This is a genomic window from Aquimarina rubra (assembly GCF_042684305.1).
GTDB classification, from domain to species: domain Bacteria; phylum Bacteroidota; class Bacteroidia; order Flavobacteriales; family Flavobacteriaceae; genus Aquimarina; species Aquimarina rubra.
On record NZ_JBHULE010000019.1, the window covers coordinates 38,856 to 55,892 of the forward strand.

Sequence of the window (17,037 nt, forward strand, 5' to 3'; positions counted from 1 at the left end):
TAAATATATTGATGACATTTAGTTAAATGTAATCAACATTTTGTTTATTTCATACACACTCATTTCCTTAAGCAAACATCACCGTTAAAATACAAAAAACCTTCAGCTATGGTAAAACCATAAAAAAATAGTATATTTTTGAAAGAATAATACTACAAATAAATGGTTAATAGCTAAATTATTTGTATTTTGCAGACCTAAATTGCATTTAATCTGTTTCCCCAAAATAGAATGTATGAAAAAAACTACTCTTATACTTAGCCTACTTATGCTATTAAGTTATTGCGGTTATTCGCAACAGAAATCTCTGGATAGCATACTACCTTTTATAAAGATCGAAAAAGATTCTGTCGTATTTGATACGGCGATGAAATATTTTGAGAATATTTGGAGACAAGGAGAATTTGAAGTCGCATTATCTTATGAACCCAACCTTTTATCTATTTCCAACCGAATCCGATACAACAAAGGCATCGGAAACGTTTATCAACATATTGGAAATATCCATAATATGACCCAGCAACATATCAAGGCTTTTCACAACTATGATAAGGCTGCAACCTATTTTAGAATTGCAAATCATCAAAGAGGTTTAGCTATCATCCATAACAATAAATCCACCATTGAACAAGGAAGAGGAAATTCTGAACAAGCAATACACCATATACTGGAGGCCAACTTATATTTTGAACGTACAAACGATAGTATAGTGCTATCAAGTACTTATAATAATTTGGCCAATATTTATTCAGACATTGACAAATATGAACTTGCTGAGGAATATTATCAAAAATCTATCGCTTTAAAGAAAAAATTCAGACCGGAAAAATTAGGCTCTGCGCTAAATAATCTTTCTCTTATCTATATCGCGCAAGGTAAAATCGATGAAGCAAAAGAGCTAGTTAACGAAGCGTTAGAAATTAGTAAAAAAAAGAACCACTCCCTAGACAAAGCAATGGCTTACAACAGATTGGCAAATTTGTTTATGGAAAACAAGGAGTATGAAAAATCAAAAAAGTATTATGATTCTTCTTATTGTAACGCTGTACAAGCAAAAAATTTTAGAGTAGCCTCCAATGTAAAACAACAATTGGGTTTTATAGAAACCAAACTAAAAAATTACGATGAAGCTGAGGAGTTACTAACAGATGCTCGTAAAGAATTATTAAAATTAGACATACCTCCTTTACTTTTAACCAATTACAGATATGCGGCATCCTTAGATTCTGCGAGAAATAACTTTGCATCCGCATTTCTCTGGCAAAAAAAGTATCAGGAACTAGCTGATCAAAATTCATCTGAAGAAACTTCAGAAAAAATCAAACAAGCCGAAACCCGATTTAAATCTGAACTGGAACAATTGAAACTCCTGGAAGCTCAGAAAAAAACAGAATTACAGACTAAAGAAGAATTATACAGATATCGAATATTCACTTTTATCAGTTTAGGTGTTTCGGTTCTCATATTTGTCTTTTTAATTTTTATTATAAAGACACGTAAGGAAAGAAAAAGATATATAAAAGAATTAAACGAATCTAACCAGGCAAAAAACAAATTATTCTCTATTATATCCCATGATCTCAAAAATGAAATCCATGGTCTGGACGGCACATTACACTTATTAAAAGAAGATGCTATTTCTACAGAAGAATTTCAGGAAATTATTCCTTTGCTTGCTAATAAGACGCATCAAACTTCAATTATGTTGAATAATTTACTGAACTGGTCCAAATCACAAATGAAAGAATTGAACGCAAAACCAACCGAGTTTAATATTAAAGATGTAATCAACAGTAAATTTAACTTTTTTGAACCTAAAGCTGAGCTTAAAGACATTAAGCTCAAGAATCAATTAGATTCAACTATGGTGTTTGCGGACAAAGATATGTTTTCTATCGTATCTCAAAACCTAATAGCTAATGCTATTAAATTCTGTAAACCAGGCGATTCAATTACTTTACATTCTGAAGAAAAGGAAGAGCATTATGAAATTTGTTTCCAGGATACCGGAGTTGGTATACCCGAAGAACATCTAGGTAAACTTTTTGCAGAAGATACTTTTACCACAGAAGGGACCCAGAAAGAAACAGGAACCGGACTTGGATTAAGAATTTGCAAAGAACTTATAGAACTTAACAAAGGTGAAATCAAAGTAAAAAGTATACTTGGTGAGGGAAGTACTTTTTGTATCACATTACCAAAAGCATCCTAGACAAGAAGTTCAAAAAATTTAATTCTCATCTTAAAAGAAGACACAAAAGCCGATCTAGTCAGATCGGCTTTTGCGTTATTTATAAGCTTTCTGCAGTGACAGAAACTGCTTTTATAGTTTCGTCAAGATCTTTATAAGTAAGAGCCTCTGTAATAAACCAACTTTCAAAAGCGCTTGGTGCGATATAAATTCCTTGATCAAGCAATCCGTGAAAGAATTTCTTAAAAGTTTCATTATTACCTTCTGCAGCACTTTCGAAATCAACAACAGGATTTTCAGAAAAATGAACAGAAATCATAGATCCAATTCTATTGATGGTATGTACTACATTTTTTTCTGTCAATACTTTCGAAATACCTTCATGTAAATATTTAGTCTTCTTTGCGATGCTATCAAAGATATTTACATTATCATTTAACTCGGTTAACATCGCTAAACCAGCAGCCATGGCCAAAGGATTACCACTTAAGGTTCCTGCCTGATAAACAGGTCCTAAGGGAGCTAAATGATTCATAATCTCTTCTCTTGCCGCAAAAGCACCAACAGGAAGTCCACCTCCGATTACTTTACCAAAAGTTACAATATCTGCATCTACTCCTAATAATTCCTGTACGCCACCTTTTGCTAATCTAAATCCCGTCATTACCTCATCAAAAACCAACAAAATATTGTGAGCGTCACAAAGAGATCGTAGCCCTTCTAAAAAACCCTTAACCGGTGGAATACATCCCATATTACCTGCCACAGGTTCTATGATGATACAAGCAATCTCTCCTTTATTAGATTTTATAATACTTTCTACATTTTTCAGGTCATTATATCTGGCAAGCAAGGTGTCTTTTGCTGTACCTTCTGTAACTCCCGGACTATTAGGACTACCAAAAGTTACTGCTCCACTACCCGCTTGAATCAGAAAAGAATCACTATGACCGTGATAACAACCGGCAAATTTGATAATCTTATCTTTTTTAGTAAACCCACGAGCCAATCTCACAGCGCTCATACAGGCTTCTGTACCTGAGTTCACAAATCGAATTTTGTCTATATTAGGCACCATAGAAACTGCTAATTCTGCAATCTTAGTTTCAATTTCTGTCGGCATCCCGAAACTAGTTCCCTTTTTTGCTTTTTCAACGACAGCATCAACAACTGGCGGATGTGCATGCCCTAGAATCATTGGACCCCAAGAGTTAATATAATCTATAAGGCGATTTCCGTCTTCATCATATAAATAAGCACCTTTTGCTTCTTTAACAAAAATTGGATCTCCTCCAACTGCTTTAAATGCTCGAACAGGTGAGTTAACTCCTCCGGGAATTACTTTTTGAGCCTCCTTAAACAGGGCACTGCTTCTTTTGTAAATCATATTGAATTAAAATTCTTCAGAATCATCATCAGGCTCTTCCACTTTTAGAACTTGCCCGATGGCGATTGCATTATCTTTTAAATTATTATACGCTTTAAGATCATCAACTTTGATATTATATCTTCGAGATATGGAATATAGTGTATCTCCTTTTTGAACCACATACTCTCCATTTTTTGCTTCGGAAACTGTTGGATTTTTCGGTTTCTTGGGCTTTTCAGCAACATATGTTTTTCCCAAAACCTCAGCATCATATTTATCCAACTTATACCTTTCTATAATACTTATAAGTTTAACGGGATACTTTTTATCCGTGGCATAGCCCGCTGCACGCAATCCATATGCCCAGGATTTATAATCATCTTGCTTATAGGTAAAAAGTTTGGAGTAACGTTTCCTGTTTTTCAAGAACAAAGAATGATCTCGAAACGAGTGACTTGCCTTTTCATATTTTCTAAAGCATTCCTGAGAGCGATCATCATCGTGATATACCCTATCACCAGTCCAGTCGTGGCATTTTATCCCAAAATGGTTTTTGGCTTTTCCGGTAAGTTCGCCATAACCTGCTCCGGATTCCAGAATTCCTTGAGCTAATGTAATACTGGCAGGAATACCATATTCAGCCATTTCATGCTTGGCGATACCGGCATACTCAAATATATAATTCTGAACTTTTTCTTTGTAAGAAACAGCAGCCAGTGGTTTTTTAGTTTCCTCTTTTGGTTCCTTTATTTCTTTTACTTCTCTACTTATCTCCGTTTTTCTAGGAGAAGGAGCTTCGGTTCTTCTGTTAGTTGTTGCTTTTTTACTACTACCACAAGAAATCAAGAGTGTAGTAATACAAAACAATAGTATAATTTTCCTCAAGTTCATATCAAATTCTAATAAGCGGGAACTTCTTTTTATTTAGCCTTTTATTCATCCCCAAAATACCTTGTAAACCTCCGGTATGAATGGCTAAAATACGAGTATTTTTCGTAAAAGTACCGTTCTGAATACTATCAAAAAGTCCGTATATCATCTTTCCGGTATAAATAGGATCTAAAGCAATATTTTGTTCCTCCCTGAATGTATTTATAAACTCTATTAACGTTGCATTTATTTTGCCATATCCACCAAAATGATACTCCTCGATCAAATTCCAGTTTGTTTTATGAGTATATTTTCTAATTTCATCAGAAAGAAAATTTCCTTTTAAGGCAGGAAATCCAATCACTTGCTGATGTGCTAAACTTGCATTTATAATTCCGGAAATTGTTCCGCCGGTTCCAACGGCACAGCAGATATAGTCAAACACTTTATCTTCCTTTGTTAGGATTTCTTCACATCCTTTGACCGCCAAAACATTAGTTCCACCTTCAGGAACAGTATAAAATGATCCAAATTCCTTTTTCAATGCCTCTAAAAAAGACGCTGAAGTTTTTTCTTTATAAGCCGTTCTGCTAACAAACTTTAACTTCATTCCGTTTTCGGTTGCAAACCGAAGCGTATCGTTTTCTGATAATGTCTGATCTAAATCTTTGGCTAACTCATCCCCTCGGATCACCCCAATGGTTTGTAATCCAACTATTTTTCCAGCTGCCGCTGTGGCTGCAATATGATTGCTATAGGCTCCGCCAAAAGTAAGAATGGTATTAAATCCCAATCTTTTTGCCTCTAACAGATTGTATTTTAGTTTTCTAAACTTATTGCCCGAAACCTGATCGTGAATAAGGTCTTCACGTTTTATAAAAAGCGATACTTCAGCCTCTTTTAGAATAGGATGAACTATTTCTTCATTTTTTGGTTCCTTTACCTCCGAAGAAAAAAAATGCATAATAGACTATAAGTATTTAATAAAACTCCAGAGTTTACGATGCTCTAGGTAAGAAAGTTCAGTTTCCATCTCATATGCTTCTCGCTCAAAAGAAATATTACGATACGCTTCTTTTGAATTTCGATATTGAATTAATCGAATTAAATACTCTGTTAGATACACAAAATAGAATGGGATCACCAGTAATTCCAACTGCTGTTTTAAGTGGATCCTTTCGTGGTTTATAAAAACTTCATCTTCTTTTAGGTGATGATCTTTTACCACAATAAAAGGCCAAAGTGCAATTCCCACAAAGTGGCGACCTATCAAATATTTGTTAACTACAACTGGCATCTTACTGCAAGATAGTATTTTTGCAACGATGAACAACCCAAAAAAAATACTAAAACCCGAAGAAGGAGACTATTATCTTACACCTGAAGGGTATCGATGTTTTACAGAACAATACCATCTAAAAAGAGGATATTGTTGTGAGAGTGGCTGCAGGCATTGTCCTTATGGCTATAACAAAAAGACAAACAAGTATACCAAAGAGTAGTTTTTATAGTACTCGTGGTATGATTCTTGTGCCTGTTTTATTGAAAAAAATATTGTTGAACATACAAAACACAGGATTATGAAATCTTTCTCTCTTTTATCACTAATTCTTATCATAACACTCAGCTCTTGTTCTAGTGTTAGAGTAGCTTCTGATTATGATAAGCAAACCAATTTTAATAGTTACAAAAGCTATGCCTTTTATAAACCAGGCATCGATAAAGCCGAAATAAGCGATCTGGATAAAAAAAGAATCCTAAGAGCTATTGAAGCTGATATGTCTGCTAAAGGTTTTACCAAATCCCAAAATCCAGACGTACTGGTAAGTATCTTTACTAAAACTAAAGAAAATGTAAACATCTATCAAAACAACTTTGGTGTAGGATATGGATGGGGATGGAATCCTTGGTTTTGGAACAATGGTTTTAACACCGTTTCCAGAACTACTGAAGGCACTTTATACATTGACTTAATTGATGCTTCTAAAAACGAGTTGATCTGGCAAGGAATGGGGACAGCTGCTTTAACTCAAAAAGTAGACAAAAAACAGGAAAAAATGAATCAGATTGTAAGTGCGATTTTAGAAAAATATCCTCCAGAATTAAAATGATACTTCTCTCCCTTAACGATTACATAGCCTTTCTGTAGCGGAGAGGCTATTTTTTTATGTACATTTATACTGAACTTGACTCATAAAAATATGCGTAATTTTCTTCTAGGTGCATTAATTGCGGCATTCATCGCTTTAGGTATTCATTATTTTATCGATCAGTATACATCTAAAAAAACTGAAATACAGTCCTCTGATCTTATCTTAGACCAAATAAAAAATGTTGGCAAACTGGTGGTTACCGAAGGGCATTTCTCTGAAGTGATCACCTATAAAGATGCAAAAAAGTATTATCTCGATATACTTACTGCAGAAAAAAAAGCGATTGTAGTTGTCAATGCAGGTGTGACTGTTTCGTATGATTTAAGTAAGATTGAACATAACATTGACCAAACAAATAAAACACTTACCATTACCAACATTCCTGAAGCAGAAATCAACATTAATCCAAATATCAAATACCACGACCTGGAAGAAGATTTTTTTAATCAATTCAATCCCGAAGATCATAATCTTATCCAAAAAGAAGTGATTTTACAACTAAATAAAAAAATTGAAGCTTCTACGCTAAAGTCTAATGCTGAAAATAGATTGATCAGTGAGCTTCAGAAAATATATATACTTACGAATTCCTTAGGTTGGAAACTGGTTTATAAAGGTAATTCGGTTACTGATTCTGAACAATTAATCCTTTAATAGTGCTTTTTAACATTGCGGGGACGATCAACTTATGAAATGGTTTTACCGGTAGAAAATATAATTTTCCGAACCAATTATTGAAGTTTACAATTGTTGAAATTGTAAGGTTTTTTCTGGAGTCTTCTTTTGGTTCTAATAACAGCGAAACTCTAAAATTAAGATGAGAATCATCCTCACCTAAAATAATTTCGTTATCAGACTTATTAAACACTTTGAAAATTCCGATTTGCTCTCCAATCTCGCCTTTAAAATTTTGTAATACGTCTTCTTTCCCTTTTATCTTATTTCCGGTTTTCAACCCAAAAACCGAAACCATCTTATTTCTTAAAACAAATAATTTACCAATCCATCCTGGTGAAGCCGAAAAGAAAGCTTTAGTCATAACGATGATGTCAGTAGTATCTTCTTTATCTGTAAACTCGGCTTTAAAACTATCTGAATAATCAAACTTGTTTTTCGACAATAATGATGCCTTTGGTAAACTGCATTTCTCAACTTTCATGTCATTCTTTGATCTTAACCAGAACCGGATTAAAAGCTTTGGAAGCTACAATTACCTTATCTCCAATTCCTAAGTCTGTAATTTCTGATTCTTGAGCAATGATTTTTACAACGTTATTACCTATGATAACAGTTACAATATAGACTACTTCTTCTTGCTGTATCCCAATTACTTCTCCTGTAAATTGAAATTTACCACTAAGTTGATCATTCGTAAATATAGTTACAGGATCACCTGATCTATTGATTTTTCCATCCTCAAGACAATATATTTTATCAGACATTTTAATGATTTCCCCCACATCATGACTTACTAAAATTGTTGTGAGTTTATATTGTCGATGCACTTTTAGAATATAGTCCTGCAGTTTGCTTCGCATTTTAATATCTAGTGCAGAAAGTGGTTCATCCAATAATAAAACTTCGGGTTTACGAACCAGAGCACGTGCCAACGCTACTCTTTGCTGTTGACCACCGGATAATGTTTCAGGTTTTCTATGCTGTAATTCCTCTAACGCTACTATAGCGATCAACTCTTCGATGACACCTTTATCCTGATCTTTTTCGAGGGCGAACTCCAGGTTTTTACGGACCGTCATATTAGGAAATAATGCATAATCCTGAAAAACATATCCTATTTTGCGCTTTTGTGGAGTAACATTTATCTTTTGCTCTGTATCCAACCACACCTTTTGATCTACTGTGATTTGTCCATTATCAACTGATAACAAACCTGCTAGTATCCTAAGCGTCGATGTTTTTCCGGCACCAGAAGGGCCATATAAGGTAACAAATTCACCTTTCTCGATATTCAATTGGATATCAAGCAGCATTTTTCCTTTTGCGGTACTGAGTGTTTTATTGATGTTTACCTCTATCATCTCCAAAACCTTTTTAGGTATCCACCATTAATCAAATACACTGATAACAATACTATAAAAGTTATGATGATTAAAATCAGAGAATACATATGTGCATTACTATAATTCAATGCTTCCACCTCATCATAAATCGCAATAGAAACTACTTTAGTCTTTTCCGGAATGTTTCCTCCGATCATTAGAACAACACCGAATTCTCCAACCGTATGCGCAAAAGCCAATACAATTCCTGTTAGTAACGAAGGTTTTATATTGGGCAATAATACTTTATATAGTGTTTTTATTTTGGATTTACCCAATACGTATGAAGCCTCTGTTAGCGAAGCTGGTAAACTTGCCAAACCAGACTGAATTGGATTAACCATAAAAGGCAAACTATAAATAACAGATCCTATCACCAATCCTGAGAACGAAAAAATTAATCGAATCCCAAACCAGTCTTGCAACCAACTACCAAATGCGTTTCCCGGACTAAAAGCCATCAATAAATAGAACCCTAACACGGTTGGCGGCAACACTAATGGCATACTCACTAGAGTTTCTACAACCGGCTTGATTCGTGATTTAGAATATGCTAACCAATAGGCAAGGGGAATGGAAACCACCAATAGAATCACGGTAGTTACCAAAGCAAGTTTTGCGGTCAATATGATTGGCCCCCAATCCATCATTGAGAAAGCATAATTTCGTTTACCTTAATCATAGCGATTACTTCTTGATCTTCTACTAACATCAGCTCCTCCACTGCTTCAGTAGCGATAATAGCAACTATATCTCCAATGGCTGACTTCAATGTTAATCTACTTAACAATACTCCTTTTTTAATCTCCTTAATGGTAGCTTTGATTTTATTTTGAATACTTATTGAGAGCGTATCTTCGTTACCGATGATCACCTCTGTTTCTTTAAACAAGACATTTACACTATTTCCTTTAGATAAATAGGAAGCAGTTTCCGGAGTTTCTACAACAATAGTTTTTAGTTCGATAAACTCATTCATCCGAACTGAAACCATTGATAAACTTTCGTTTACTTGTATATATGATATATGTCCTGAGAAAACATTCATTATTCAGCTCTTAAATATCCGAATTCTTCTAGTATTTCTTTAGCTTCTGCAGAAAAAAGAAAATCATAAAATTGTTGAGTACCCTTAACATTCTGATTTTCTTTTTTAATCATTACGACTCCTTGTTCAATCGGAAGGTACTTTTGTTCATCTAATACTATCCAATGTCCTTTATCTTTCATTTTAGGAGACAATACCACGGATTTTGAAGTAAAACCAATCTCTAAAGACTTTGAAGTAATAAACTGATTGGTTTGTGCAATACTTTCTCCATATACTAATTTACCCTTCACCTGATTATAAATGTTATAATTTTCTAACACTTCAACTGCTGCCTGACCATAGGGTGCAGTTTTAGGATTTGCCAAAGCAATGTGTTGTAAACTTTCATCGGTTAGTATTTTTATAGAAGGTTGTATACTATCATACATAGACCACAACACCAATTGACCATACCCATAGATTTTTGGAGGATAAACCGCTAAATCACTTGCATAAATCTCATTCGGATATTTCATATTAGCAGAAACAAAAATATCATACGGAGCTCCTTCTTTTATCTGTGCAGTTAATTTACCAGAGGAACTGATAACAAGCTCACATTGTATTCCGGTTTGTTTTGTAAATGCTTTAGAAATTTCTGTTATCGCAAACTGCATATTTGCTGCTGCAGCAATCGTGACTACATCTCTTTCGGGTTGTTTACATCCTAAAAGCAATAAAAAGATTATAATATCTATTCTTATTTTTAACCTGATTTTCCCTCTGTACATTTTATTTAAAGTCTTTTATACTTTCTGGTAATATGCTTCTAATATTTCATCAATAGTATCCACCACTTCTTTGGCGTTTTCTTTTGTAAAACATAAAGGTGGTTTCGTTTTCAATACACTATCATCAGGTCCATCTGTGCTGATAAGTATAAATTTGTTACGTAGTTCATTTTTAATATGATGTGCTAATGATCTATTGGTTTCCCGATTCTTTCCTTTGATGATTTCGATTCCTAAAAATAAACCTGAACCACGTACATCACCAATACAATCATATTTTTTCTGAAGTTCGGATAAGATGGATTTATAATAATCACCAACCTCTTTAGCATTCTCTTGTAATTTTTCTTCTTCAATTACTTCCAACACGGATAATCCAATAGCGCAGGAAACAGGATTTCCTCCAAAAGAGCTAAAAAACTGCACTCCTTTACCAAAAGATTCGGCTATTTCATCGGTAGTAATAACCGCTCCCATTGGATGACCATTTGCAATTGGTTTCCCAACAATAACCATATCCGGAACAACCTCTTGCGCTTCAAATCCCCAAAAGTGATCTCCCAAACGACCAAAACCAGTTTGAACCTCATCACTGATGCAAATTCCACCTTGTTTTCTAATTGCAGGATAAATTTCCTTTAGATATCCTTTTGCAAGAGGCACTTGTCCGCCACACCCTACAATGGGTTCTGTAATAAAAGCGGCAATAGGATGATCAGTATCTTCTATTTGTTTGACTGCTTCTTCAGCATATAATTTACCTGCATTCTCGCCGGTATATTTACCTCTATAGGTATCCGGAATTGGCGTTTTTAGAATATATTTCTTTTGTCCTTGTCCTTTTGGGTTATTGAATTTATAATCGCTAATATCAATAGAAATCTGGGTATTGCCGTGATATCCGTGTTCCATAACCATGACTGTTTTTTGATTGGTATGTGCATGTGCCATCCGCATAGTCAAATCACTAGCTGCACTTCCGGAGTTTACAAAAAACACTTTATTAAGTGTATTTGGGAATTTTGACAACAACTTTTCGGCATAGGTAGGTAATAGGTCATAAAGATATCTGGTATTCGTATTCAATTGAGCCATTTGTCTTTGCCCAGCTTCAACTACTTTGGGATGTGAATGTCCAACGTGTGGAATATTATTATAAGCATCTAAAAAGGTATTACCATCGGCATCATACATATACTGAAAAGCCGAACGACTCATAAAAATAGGTTCTTTATAACTTAAAGACAGAATAGGACTTATATACTGATGTCTTCTTTTGATCTCCTCTTCAGTGGATGGTGTTTTATGAACTGGCAATCCTATTGCCTTCCTGAACACCTTCTCTGCTCCGATCGGATTAATTCTTAACCATTTGTGCAACATCTGCCAGGCAGATTTTTCACTAACAATAGCATATGCATTATCAGGGTTAATTTTTCTGGAATGTGCAGAATTACATACACTCGTACAAAGCCTTGCGGCGATCAGGTAATACAAGACTTTAATTTCTTTTTCTTCCAAAGGAAGAACGCTGTGATACGCTTTTAGAATAATTGGCGCCCAATCTAAAGGGGTTTCTTTATCATAACACGCATAGGTAATGGCAATCGCTAATTCATTGATTACATGTGAATATGCTAAATCCCCAAAATCGATAATTCCTGAGACTTTCCCATTTTTAGTCAATATATTCCATTCATTCGCATCATTATGAATTACCTGTTTTCTTAATTCTGGCAATAATGGAACTACATTTTGTTCAAATTGTTGAAAAAAATACTGAACCACACTCCTGTCATGCGGATCAACAATATCATCAAGATATTTTTTGTTTAAGTGTACATATTGGATATCCCATTCCCATTGTCTTGCTTTCAGCACATAGCTATCAAATTTTTGTAATTTAATATCCATTTCAGCAAGAAAGGTTCCTAATGACGAAAATAGTTCTTCTGTGGATTCTATATCACCTAAAAATTTACCATCCAAAAACGAAAGCATTCTGCAAATAATTTTAGACCCATCAATCTCTAATACTTTTATGAAAGCATCTTCCGTAAAGGAAATGGGTTTGGGAAATGGGTTTGTATCCTTTTCCTGCAAATGCAGTAGTGTCTCATTTTCTGCTTTCAGGACATCCAATAACTCTTTGTTATAGGGATATGTTTTAAAAACATATTTCTTTAGCTTGTTTTTAACGAGATAATTAACATTGTCATAACCGTTCAATCTTTTGATTTCGGGTTTATCAAATCCAAATTCAGTTTCTAAGAGTTGATCCATCGTTGTGTGAATGAGATAGGTTTTTCTTGAAAGTGTGTTTTATTATCTTACGATAAATATACTGTAATACTATCTGTAATTACGAAAAGTAGCTTTTTTAATTACAGTTGATATTTAAATATACCTCTTTGAGCTGATTCCAAATCGGGTGATTTATTTCTTTGGGAGACAAGTAAAACCAAACCATATGTTTTTCGGTAGCATTACAATATTGATATTGGATATCAGCGTTAAGTGTAATCATATCCTTAGCAAAAAATTCATCATAAAACTTTATGGAGCCTTTGTAACGATTATCGTCAATTTTCTGCATCGAAGATTCTGTCTCAGGAATATCCTTAAAGAAACTAAAGTTGGTGATGGCTCCCGTATTCATAAGCCCATCAAAATAGATGTTCATGATATTTTCTAATGTCGCCTCATTTAGTTTTGGGTCTTCTTCCAACATCCACAAAAAAACATAAGAAAAATAATCTTCACTATTCGTTTCTCCCCAACCAGGTGCAAAACGGATATGCTCTTCTCCTTTATAATCTAAATCTCCTGCAAAAATCAACGGAAATTCTAATACTTCACTACGCCAATCATCTTTGGCTTCAAGAACATTTTCTATGTTATTATTCAATCTGAAATACAAATATCCAGCTCCAATAACAACGATAACAATCAAAACAAACAGTATTTTCAGAAGTTTTTTTAGTATCACCATTTTAAATCAAAAGTTTATTTATTTTCAACTTTCTTAAATTAAACGTCCAATATTCTTCTATGATAGTTGACTTGTCCTAAATGATAGGTTAAATGTGTGGTAAGATGTATAAAAAATCTCAGCGTACTTGGATTCTTGTCCATCAGTATTCTGGGATATTCTTTTTGTAGATCTTCTTCAGTTACTTTATCTAACGAATCTTGTACAATAGTCATCGTTTCATCCACCATAGAAATCAGTTGTGATCTTGGAACATTTTTTAACGAAAACTCTTGATCTCTTTCTCTAATATATCCTGTTTTACCAAATTCTGCACCTATGTATGTATTGAGATTGCCTATGAGATGTAAGCAAAGGTTTCCGGCAGAGTTACTAATATCTTTTGTTTCTAACCATAGATTCTCTTCTTTGGTATACGCGTTGATCTCCGTTTTTAATTTTGCTAAATCTCTTTCAAAGATTGTTTTTAAAACTGCTATAATTGAATCACTCATTTGATCTCATTTTTTTGGTGTTTCTAAGGTATTACTTTTTATAGTAAACTGGGTAGTTATTTTTTTTGTTTACAAACGACTACAAACGGTTACAACCGAAAATAAACACTTCCGAACCGAATCTTGCTTTCGTCTAAATCTATGTTTGCCTCGTCGAAACATAAGAACTCGATACTATCCATTGTTTAATCTGCCTGCTACAGACAGGTATCAAAAAACTAAAATTATGAATACGCTTAAAAACAAAGTACAGTTAATTGGAAACCTAGGACAAGAACCAGAAATCGTAAACCTGGATTCTGGAAGAAAACTGGCAAAATTCTCTATTGCAACAAACGACTATTACTATAATAAAGCAGGTGATAAAATTACAGATACCCAATGGCACAATATTGTTGCCTGGGGAAAAACCGCAGAAATCATCGAAAAATATGTAAACAAAGGTCAGGAAGTAGCGATAGAAGGTAAACTTACATCACGTAGTTATGATGATAACGAAGGTAATAAAAGATATATCACTGAGGTAGTTTGTAATGAATTTCTGATGTTGGGAAATAAGTAAACGGAAAACCAATCACAAGGAGCTTTATGAAATTCATAAAGCTCCTTGTTTATTTAAAGAAATTTGCCAAACTCATCTGTTTTAACCTTGATACGTTTTTTACCATTTTGTAATCTTAACTTATATTTTTTAGTAACTCCATTTTCGCTATGATAATTGACCAGATACACATCTTTGGTAATCTCCCAACCCGGAAATCTCTTGGTTACGGCCTCCATAATATTTCTGGGCAACCTAGTATCGTTAAATTTTTCTATAGTCCTCAGAACCTTTCCATTTTTATCATAGGCTGCAAGTATTTTTCCATCAGGAATATGAAAAGACACATAATATAAATCGTACTCGTCTTCATAAACATCCGAGTTCTTTAAATCGTAAGATGCTACCTCCTTTTGTAGCAAATCAACAGATTCTGACTCATCTTCTGAGTCTACCGTGCTTAAGTACTTATAGTTTGTAGCAATAATTACTACTTCTGGCAACTTCTCTATTTTCTGGGCTAAACAAGGATTCATAACACCTAATAACAATAAACTAGCAATGAATTTTTTCATGATATATCTCTTTATGATTAACAAAACATTGATTGCTTAAAGTATTACAAACAGAGATTTTTTACTATGATAATTGTCAGTCAGATAATTTTTCAGTCTATATTTTTAAAATGAACATTTCAGGAATTCGTCAAAAAACAAAATGTTTTAAAAATAAAAAGGAGGTTATCTTTTTAGACAACCTCCTTTTCTAAAATGACTTAATTTTCTGTTATACTAAAGAAAATTACCATCACTATCGGTTTTTACTTTTATTAGCTTATCCCCATTTTCTAATTTAATTTTATATTTTTCAGTCACCTTATTATCTTTATGATAACTCACTAAGTAAACGTCATCAGAGATTTTCCAACCTGGAAATCTCCCATAGATAGATTTCATTACGGCAACAGGCAGTCTTACGCCTTTGAACCTTTCGATAGTACGCAAAAGTTTACCATCTTTATCATATGCCGCAAGAATCTTCCCGTCAGGAATACGAAAGGATACTTCATAAGAATTGTTCCCCTCCTTGTAAACATCAGAATTCTTTACATTATAAGAAGCTACTTTTTTATGAAGTAATTCTACCGGAACAGCTGCCTCTTCGGAACCAACTTCGTTGAGATATTTATAATTTGTATCCATTATAACTACCTCCGGTAATTTCTCTTCTTTCTGACCAAAAGATTGAACCGTAAGCCCAAAAACAAATAAACCTACTAATATTATATTTCTCATGATTTATGAATTTTGATAAATAATCAGTGATTTTTTTAATCGTGCAAATTTACTTATCAATCTAATTCTAAACTATGATAATTGTCAGCTATAAAACTGCTTTTACAAAGACTTTTATAGGAGCTCCATATATCTTAAAATATAAACTACTATTAATATTTTTAAGACTCTTAAACCGTTTTAGTTTTATTTACAAAAAGTTTTCTTACAAAATTATACCATACACTATTCATACCTACCTAAAGCTCGTTTTAGCTTAGTATGAATTCTGGCTCGCAATCGCTCTGGCAGTAATACTTCAATGCTATCACCAAAACCAAGAATCAAACGTTCTAACTCAAAATTCATTTGTACTCTGATGCTAAAAGTCGCTCCTCTCTCATCCTGGGATACGATTTCTTGCGAACTATGGAAAGGTTTTGTGGTTACGTAAGGAGCATTTCTATTATCTATTCTAAAGGTGATAAGTTCGGGCTCCACATTCTCAGAAACAGTAACACCGATCACATCTTTATAATATACATCTCCGTCGATATGTTGATCGATATAGGTAATATCTTCCTCAGAATTATGAATACCAACAATTCGATCCAGTGCAAAAGTGGTCAATACCTTTCTTTTATGTCCTACTGCCAATAAAAACCATCTATTATTAAATTCTTTGAGTAATTGAGGATGAATTATAATTTTTGTTTCATCTCTTGCTTTAAAAGATTTATACGCAATCTGCAATACCTGTTTATTCTGTATCGCATGGTATAATCTATCGATATGCTCTAACCCTTTAAGCAGGTCATTTTTTTCGAGATGAATAATAGGTATGTTGTCTTTTTGGGTAGCATATACAGAATCTTCTAAACGCTCTATGACTCCATTCATCTCTTTAAACAGCGAAAAATCCTTAAACTGTCGCAAGATTTGTATCGATTCATTCATGATCTTAATATCATGATCCGTTACAGGAATATTCATAATACTATAATCTTCTTCGGCATATCGATAATATTTGCGTTGATATACTTCTATAGGCGCATTATATCCTAATTTATCGCTACGCATCATTTGTATATCTAACTGTATTGTTCTTTTACTTACATATACATCTTTTCCTTCATACTCATACAAGGCATCAGAACACGCCTCGATAAGATCATCTAGCACCCACTTTCTAAAGGTATTACGTAGACATTGATCAATGGTTTTATATCGTATCAGCGCATTTTTATTAGAAGCCATTTAAAAAAATTTCAG

20 protein-coding genes are annotated in these 17,037 nt (G+C 33.7%); 5 read left to right on the top strand and 15 right to left on the bottom strand.

Features of this window, described 5'->3' with window-relative positions:
- The first annotated feature begins 235 nt into the window (after positions 1 to 235).
- Positions 236 to 2,212, top strand: coding sequence for a tetratricopeptide repeat-containing sensor histidine kinase (locus ACFSR1_RS08560; RefSeq protein ID WP_378291561.1), 1,977 nt, complete (start codon positions 236 to 238; stop codon positions 2,210 to 2,212).
- Positions 2,213 to 2,291: 79 nt separating this feature from the next.
- Here ACFSR1_RS08560 and hemL read toward each other — a convergent pair whose 3' ends face one another.
- Genes hemL through ACFSR1_RS08580 form a run of 4 tightly spaced genes read right to left on the bottom strand, consistent with a single transcriptional unit; the run spans position 2,292 to position 5,727 of the window.
- A complete protein-coding gene (gene hemL, locus ACFSR1_RS08565; RefSeq protein WP_378291563.1) occupies positions 2,292 to 3,578 on the bottom strand; it encodes a glutamate-1-semialdehyde 2,1-aminomutase in 1,287 nt (428 codons plus the stop codon).
- Between the two features lie 6 nt (positions 3,579 to 3,584).
- Complete coding sequence (locus tag ACFSR1_RS08570) at positions 3,585 to 4,451, bottom strand: glucosaminidase domain-containing protein (protein ID WP_378291565.1); 867 nt, start codon at positions 4,449 to 4,451, stop codon at positions 3,585 to 3,587.
- A gap of 1 nt (position 4,452) precedes the next feature.
- A complete protein-coding gene (locus tag ACFSR1_RS08575) occupies positions 4,453 to 5,394 on the bottom strand; it encodes a 1-aminocyclopropane-1-carboxylate deaminase/D-cysteine desulfhydrase (RefSeq protein ID WP_378291567.1) in 942 nt (313 codons plus the stop codon).
- A 6-nt stretch (positions 5,395 to 5,400) separates the two neighbouring features.
- On the bottom strand, positions 5,401 to 5,727 hold the full coding sequence (locus tag ACFSR1_RS08580) for a hypothetical protein (protein ID WP_378291569.1): 327 nt from the start codon (positions 5,725 to 5,727) through the stop codon (positions 5,401 to 5,403).
- Between the two features lie 28 nt (positions 5,728 to 5,755).
- On the opposite strand from ACFSR1_RS08580, the gene ACFSR1_RS08585 reads away from it, so the two are divergent.
- The 3 genes from ACFSR1_RS08585 to ACFSR1_RS08595 all read left to right on the top strand — a co-directional run bounded on the left by ACFSR1_RS08585 (position 5,756) and on the right by ACFSR1_RS08595 (position 7,237).
- On the top strand, positions 5,756 to 5,932 hold the full coding sequence (locus ACFSR1_RS08585; RefSeq protein WP_378291571.1) for a DUF5522 domain-containing protein: 177 nt from the start codon (positions 5,756 to 5,758) through the stop codon (positions 5,930 to 5,932).
- A gap of 78 nt (positions 5,933 to 6,010) precedes the next feature.
- Positions 6,011 to 6,541 (top strand): DUF4136 domain-containing protein, encoded by a 531-nt coding sequence (locus tag ACFSR1_RS08590; RefSeq protein WP_378291573.1) that lies wholly within the window; start codon positions 6,011 to 6,013, stop codon positions 6,539 to 6,541.
- Between the two features lie 90 nt (positions 6,542 to 6,631).
- Positions 6,632 to 7,237 carry a DUF4230 domain-containing protein gene (locus tag ACFSR1_RS08595; protein WP_378291575.1) on the top strand — a complete coding sequence of 202 codons (606 nt, stop codon included), beginning with the start codon at positions 6,632 to 6,634 and terminating at the stop codon, positions 7,235 to 7,237.
- Here ACFSR1_RS08595 and ACFSR1_RS08600 read toward each other — a convergent pair.
- The 8 genes from ACFSR1_RS08600 to ACFSR1_RS08635 form a co-directional block, all read right to left on the bottom strand.
- Positions 7,209 to 7,742: a DUF2867 domain-containing protein gene (locus ACFSR1_RS08600; RefSeq protein ID WP_378291577.1), complete on the bottom strand. Its 534-nt coding sequence runs from the start codon at positions 7,740 to 7,742 to the stop codon at positions 7,209 to 7,211. The two genes, ACFSR1_RS08595 and ACFSR1_RS08600, sit on opposite strands and share 29 nt — an antisense overlap.
- A gap of 1 nt (position 7,743) precedes the next feature.
- The gene (locus ACFSR1_RS08605; RefSeq protein WP_378291579.1) at positions 7,744 to 8,622 is read right to left on the bottom strand and encodes an ABC transporter ATP-binding protein; all 879 of its coding nucleotides are present in this window, start codon (positions 8,620 to 8,622) and stop codon (positions 7,744 to 7,746) included.
- A complete protein-coding gene (modB, locus tag ACFSR1_RS08610; protein ID WP_378294486.1) occupies positions 8,619 to 9,290 on the bottom strand; it encodes a molybdate ABC transporter permease subunit in 672 nt (223 codons plus the stop codon). Before modB ends, ACFSR1_RS08605 begins: the two co-directional genes overlap by 4 nt.
- Complete coding sequence (locus tag ACFSR1_RS08615; RefSeq protein WP_378291580.1) at positions 9,290 to 9,691, bottom strand: TOBE domain-containing protein; 402 nt, start codon at positions 9,689 to 9,691, stop codon at positions 9,290 to 9,292. Before ACFSR1_RS08615 ends, modB begins: the two co-directional genes overlap by 1 nt.
- Positions 9,691 to 10,464, bottom strand: coding sequence for a molybdate ABC transporter substrate-binding protein (gene modA / locus ACFSR1_RS08620; protein WP_378291582.1), 774 nt, complete (start codon positions 10,462 to 10,464; stop codon positions 9,691 to 9,693). The genes ACFSR1_RS08615 and modA overlap by 1 nt, the downstream gene beginning before the upstream one ends.
- Before the next feature lie 15 nt (positions 10,465 to 10,479).
- Positions 10,480 to 12,747, bottom strand: coding sequence for an aminotransferase class III-fold pyridoxal phosphate-dependent enzyme (locus ACFSR1_RS08625; protein ID WP_378291584.1), 2,268 nt, complete (start codon positions 12,745 to 12,747; stop codon positions 10,480 to 10,482).
- A gap of 97 nt (positions 12,748 to 12,844) precedes the next feature.
- Complete coding sequence (locus ACFSR1_RS08630; protein WP_378291586.1) at positions 12,845 to 13,456, bottom strand: hypothetical protein; 612 nt, start codon at positions 13,454 to 13,456, stop codon at positions 12,845 to 12,847.
- Positions 13,457 to 13,494: 38 nt separating this feature from the next.
- The gene (locus ACFSR1_RS08635) at positions 13,495 to 13,950 is read right to left on the bottom strand and encodes a DinB family protein (protein ID WP_378291588.1); all 456 of its coding nucleotides are present in this window, start codon (positions 13,948 to 13,950) and stop codon (positions 13,495 to 13,497) included.
- A gap of 226 nt (positions 13,951 to 14,176) precedes the next feature.
- On the opposite strand from ACFSR1_RS08635, the gene ACFSR1_RS08640 reads away from it, so the two are divergent.
- Positions 14,177 to 14,512 carry a single-stranded DNA-binding protein gene (locus ACFSR1_RS08640; RefSeq protein ID WP_378291590.1) on the top strand — a complete coding sequence of 112 codons (336 nt, stop codon included), beginning with the start codon at positions 14,177 to 14,179 and terminating at the stop codon, positions 14,510 to 14,512.
- Between the two features lie 53 nt (positions 14,513 to 14,565).
- On the opposite strand, the gene ACFSR1_RS08645 is transcribed toward ACFSR1_RS08640, so the two are convergent.
- The 3 genes from ACFSR1_RS08645 to ACFSR1_RS08655 form a co-directional block, all read right to left on the bottom strand.
- Positions 14,566 to 15,066 (bottom strand): nicotinate-nucleotide adenylyltransferase, encoded by a 501-nt coding sequence (locus tag ACFSR1_RS08645; protein ID WP_378291592.1) that lies wholly within the window; start codon positions 15,064 to 15,066, stop codon positions 14,566 to 14,568.
- Positions 15,067 to 15,282: 216 nt separating this feature from the next.
- A complete protein-coding gene (locus ACFSR1_RS08650) occupies positions 15,283 to 15,786 on the bottom strand; it encodes a nicotinate-nucleotide adenylyltransferase (protein ID WP_378291594.1) in 504 nt (167 codons plus the stop codon).
- 225 nt (positions 15,787 to 16,011) lie between these two features.
- The gene (locus tag ACFSR1_RS08655) at positions 16,012 to 17,022 is read right to left on the bottom strand and encodes a helix-turn-helix transcriptional regulator (RefSeq protein WP_378291596.1); all 1,011 of its coding nucleotides are present in this window, start codon (positions 17,020 to 17,022) and stop codon (positions 16,012 to 16,014) included.
- Positions 17,023 to 17,037: the final 15 nt, after the last annotated feature.

Excerpts from the sequence above, each read along its gene's own strand:
- ACFSR1_RS08655 (WP_378291596.1), bottom strand. The coding sequence starts at position 17,022 with ATGGCTTCTAATAAAAATGCGCTGATACGATATAAAACCATTGATCAA.
- ACFSR1_RS08605 (WP_378291579.1), bottom strand. The coding sequence starts at position 8,622 with ATGATAGAGGTAAACATCAATAAAACACTCAGTACCGCAAAAGGAAAA.
- ACFSR1_RS08625 (WP_378291584.1), bottom strand. The coding sequence starts at position 12,747 with ATGGATCAACTCTTAGAAACTGAATTTGGATTTGATAAACCCGAAATC.
- ACFSR1_RS08645 (WP_378291592.1), bottom strand. The coding sequence starts at position 15,066 with ATGAAAAAATTCATTGCTAGTTTATTGTTATTAGGTGTTATGAATCCT.
- ACFSR1_RS08575 (WP_378291567.1), bottom strand. The coding sequence starts at position 5,394 with ATGCATTTTTTTTCTTCGGAGGTAAAGGAACCAAAAAATGAAGAAATA.
- ACFSR1_RS08590 (WP_378291573.1), top strand. The coding sequence starts at position 6,011 with ATGAAATCTTTCTCTCTTTTATCACTAATTCTTATCATAACACTCAGC.
- ACFSR1_RS08640 (WP_378291590.1), top strand. The coding sequence starts at position 14,177 with ATGAATACGCTTAAAAACAAAGTACAGTTAATTGGAAACCTAGGACAA.
- ACFSR1_RS08595 (WP_378291575.1), top strand. The coding sequence starts at position 6,632 with ATGCGTAATTTTCTTCTAGGTGCATTAATTGCGGCATTCATCGCTTTA.
- hemL (WP_378291563.1), bottom strand. The coding sequence starts at position 3,578 with ATGATTTACAAAAGAAGCAGTGCCCTGTTTAAGGAGGCTCAAAAAGTA.
- ACFSR1_RS08580 (WP_378291569.1), bottom strand. The coding sequence starts at position 5,727 with ATGCCAGTTGTAGTTAACAAATATTTGATAGGTCGCCACTTTGTGGGA.
- ACFSR1_RS08635 (WP_378291588.1), bottom strand. The coding sequence starts at position 13,950 with ATGAGTGATTCAATTATAGCAGTTTTAAAAACAATCTTTGAAAGAGAT.
- ACFSR1_RS08630 (WP_378291586.1), bottom strand. The coding sequence starts at position 13,456 with ATGGTGATACTAAAAAAACTTCTGAAAATACTGTTTGTTTTGATTGTT.
- ACFSR1_RS08585 (WP_378291571.1), top strand. The coding sequence starts at position 5,756 with ATGAACAACCCAAAAAAAATACTAAAACCCGAAGAAGGAGACTATTAT.
- ACFSR1_RS08650 (WP_378291594.1), bottom strand. The coding sequence starts at position 15,786 with ATGAGAAATATAATATTAGTAGGTTTATTTGTTTTTGGGCTTACGGTT.
- modA (WP_378291582.1), bottom strand. The coding sequence starts at position 10,464 with ATGTACAGAGGGAAAATCAGGTTAAAAATAAGAATAGATATTATAATC.
- ACFSR1_RS08560 (WP_378291561.1), top strand. The coding sequence starts at position 236 with ATGAAAAAAACTACTCTTATACTTAGCCTACTTATGCTATTAAGTTAT.
- modB (WP_378294486.1), bottom strand. The coding sequence starts at position 9,290 with ATGGATTGGGGGCCAATCATATTGACCGCAAAACTTGCTTTGGTAACT.
- ACFSR1_RS08570 (WP_378291565.1), bottom strand. The coding sequence starts at position 4,451 with ATGAACTTGAGGAAAATTATACTATTGTTTTGTATTACTACACTCTTG.
- ACFSR1_RS08600 (WP_378291577.1), bottom strand. The coding sequence starts at position 7,742 with ATGAAAGTTGAGAAATGCAGTTTACCAAAGGCATCATTATTGTCGAAA.
- ACFSR1_RS08615 (WP_378291580.1), bottom strand. The coding sequence starts at position 9,691 with ATGAATGTTTTCTCAGGACATATATCATATATACAAGTAAACGAAAGT.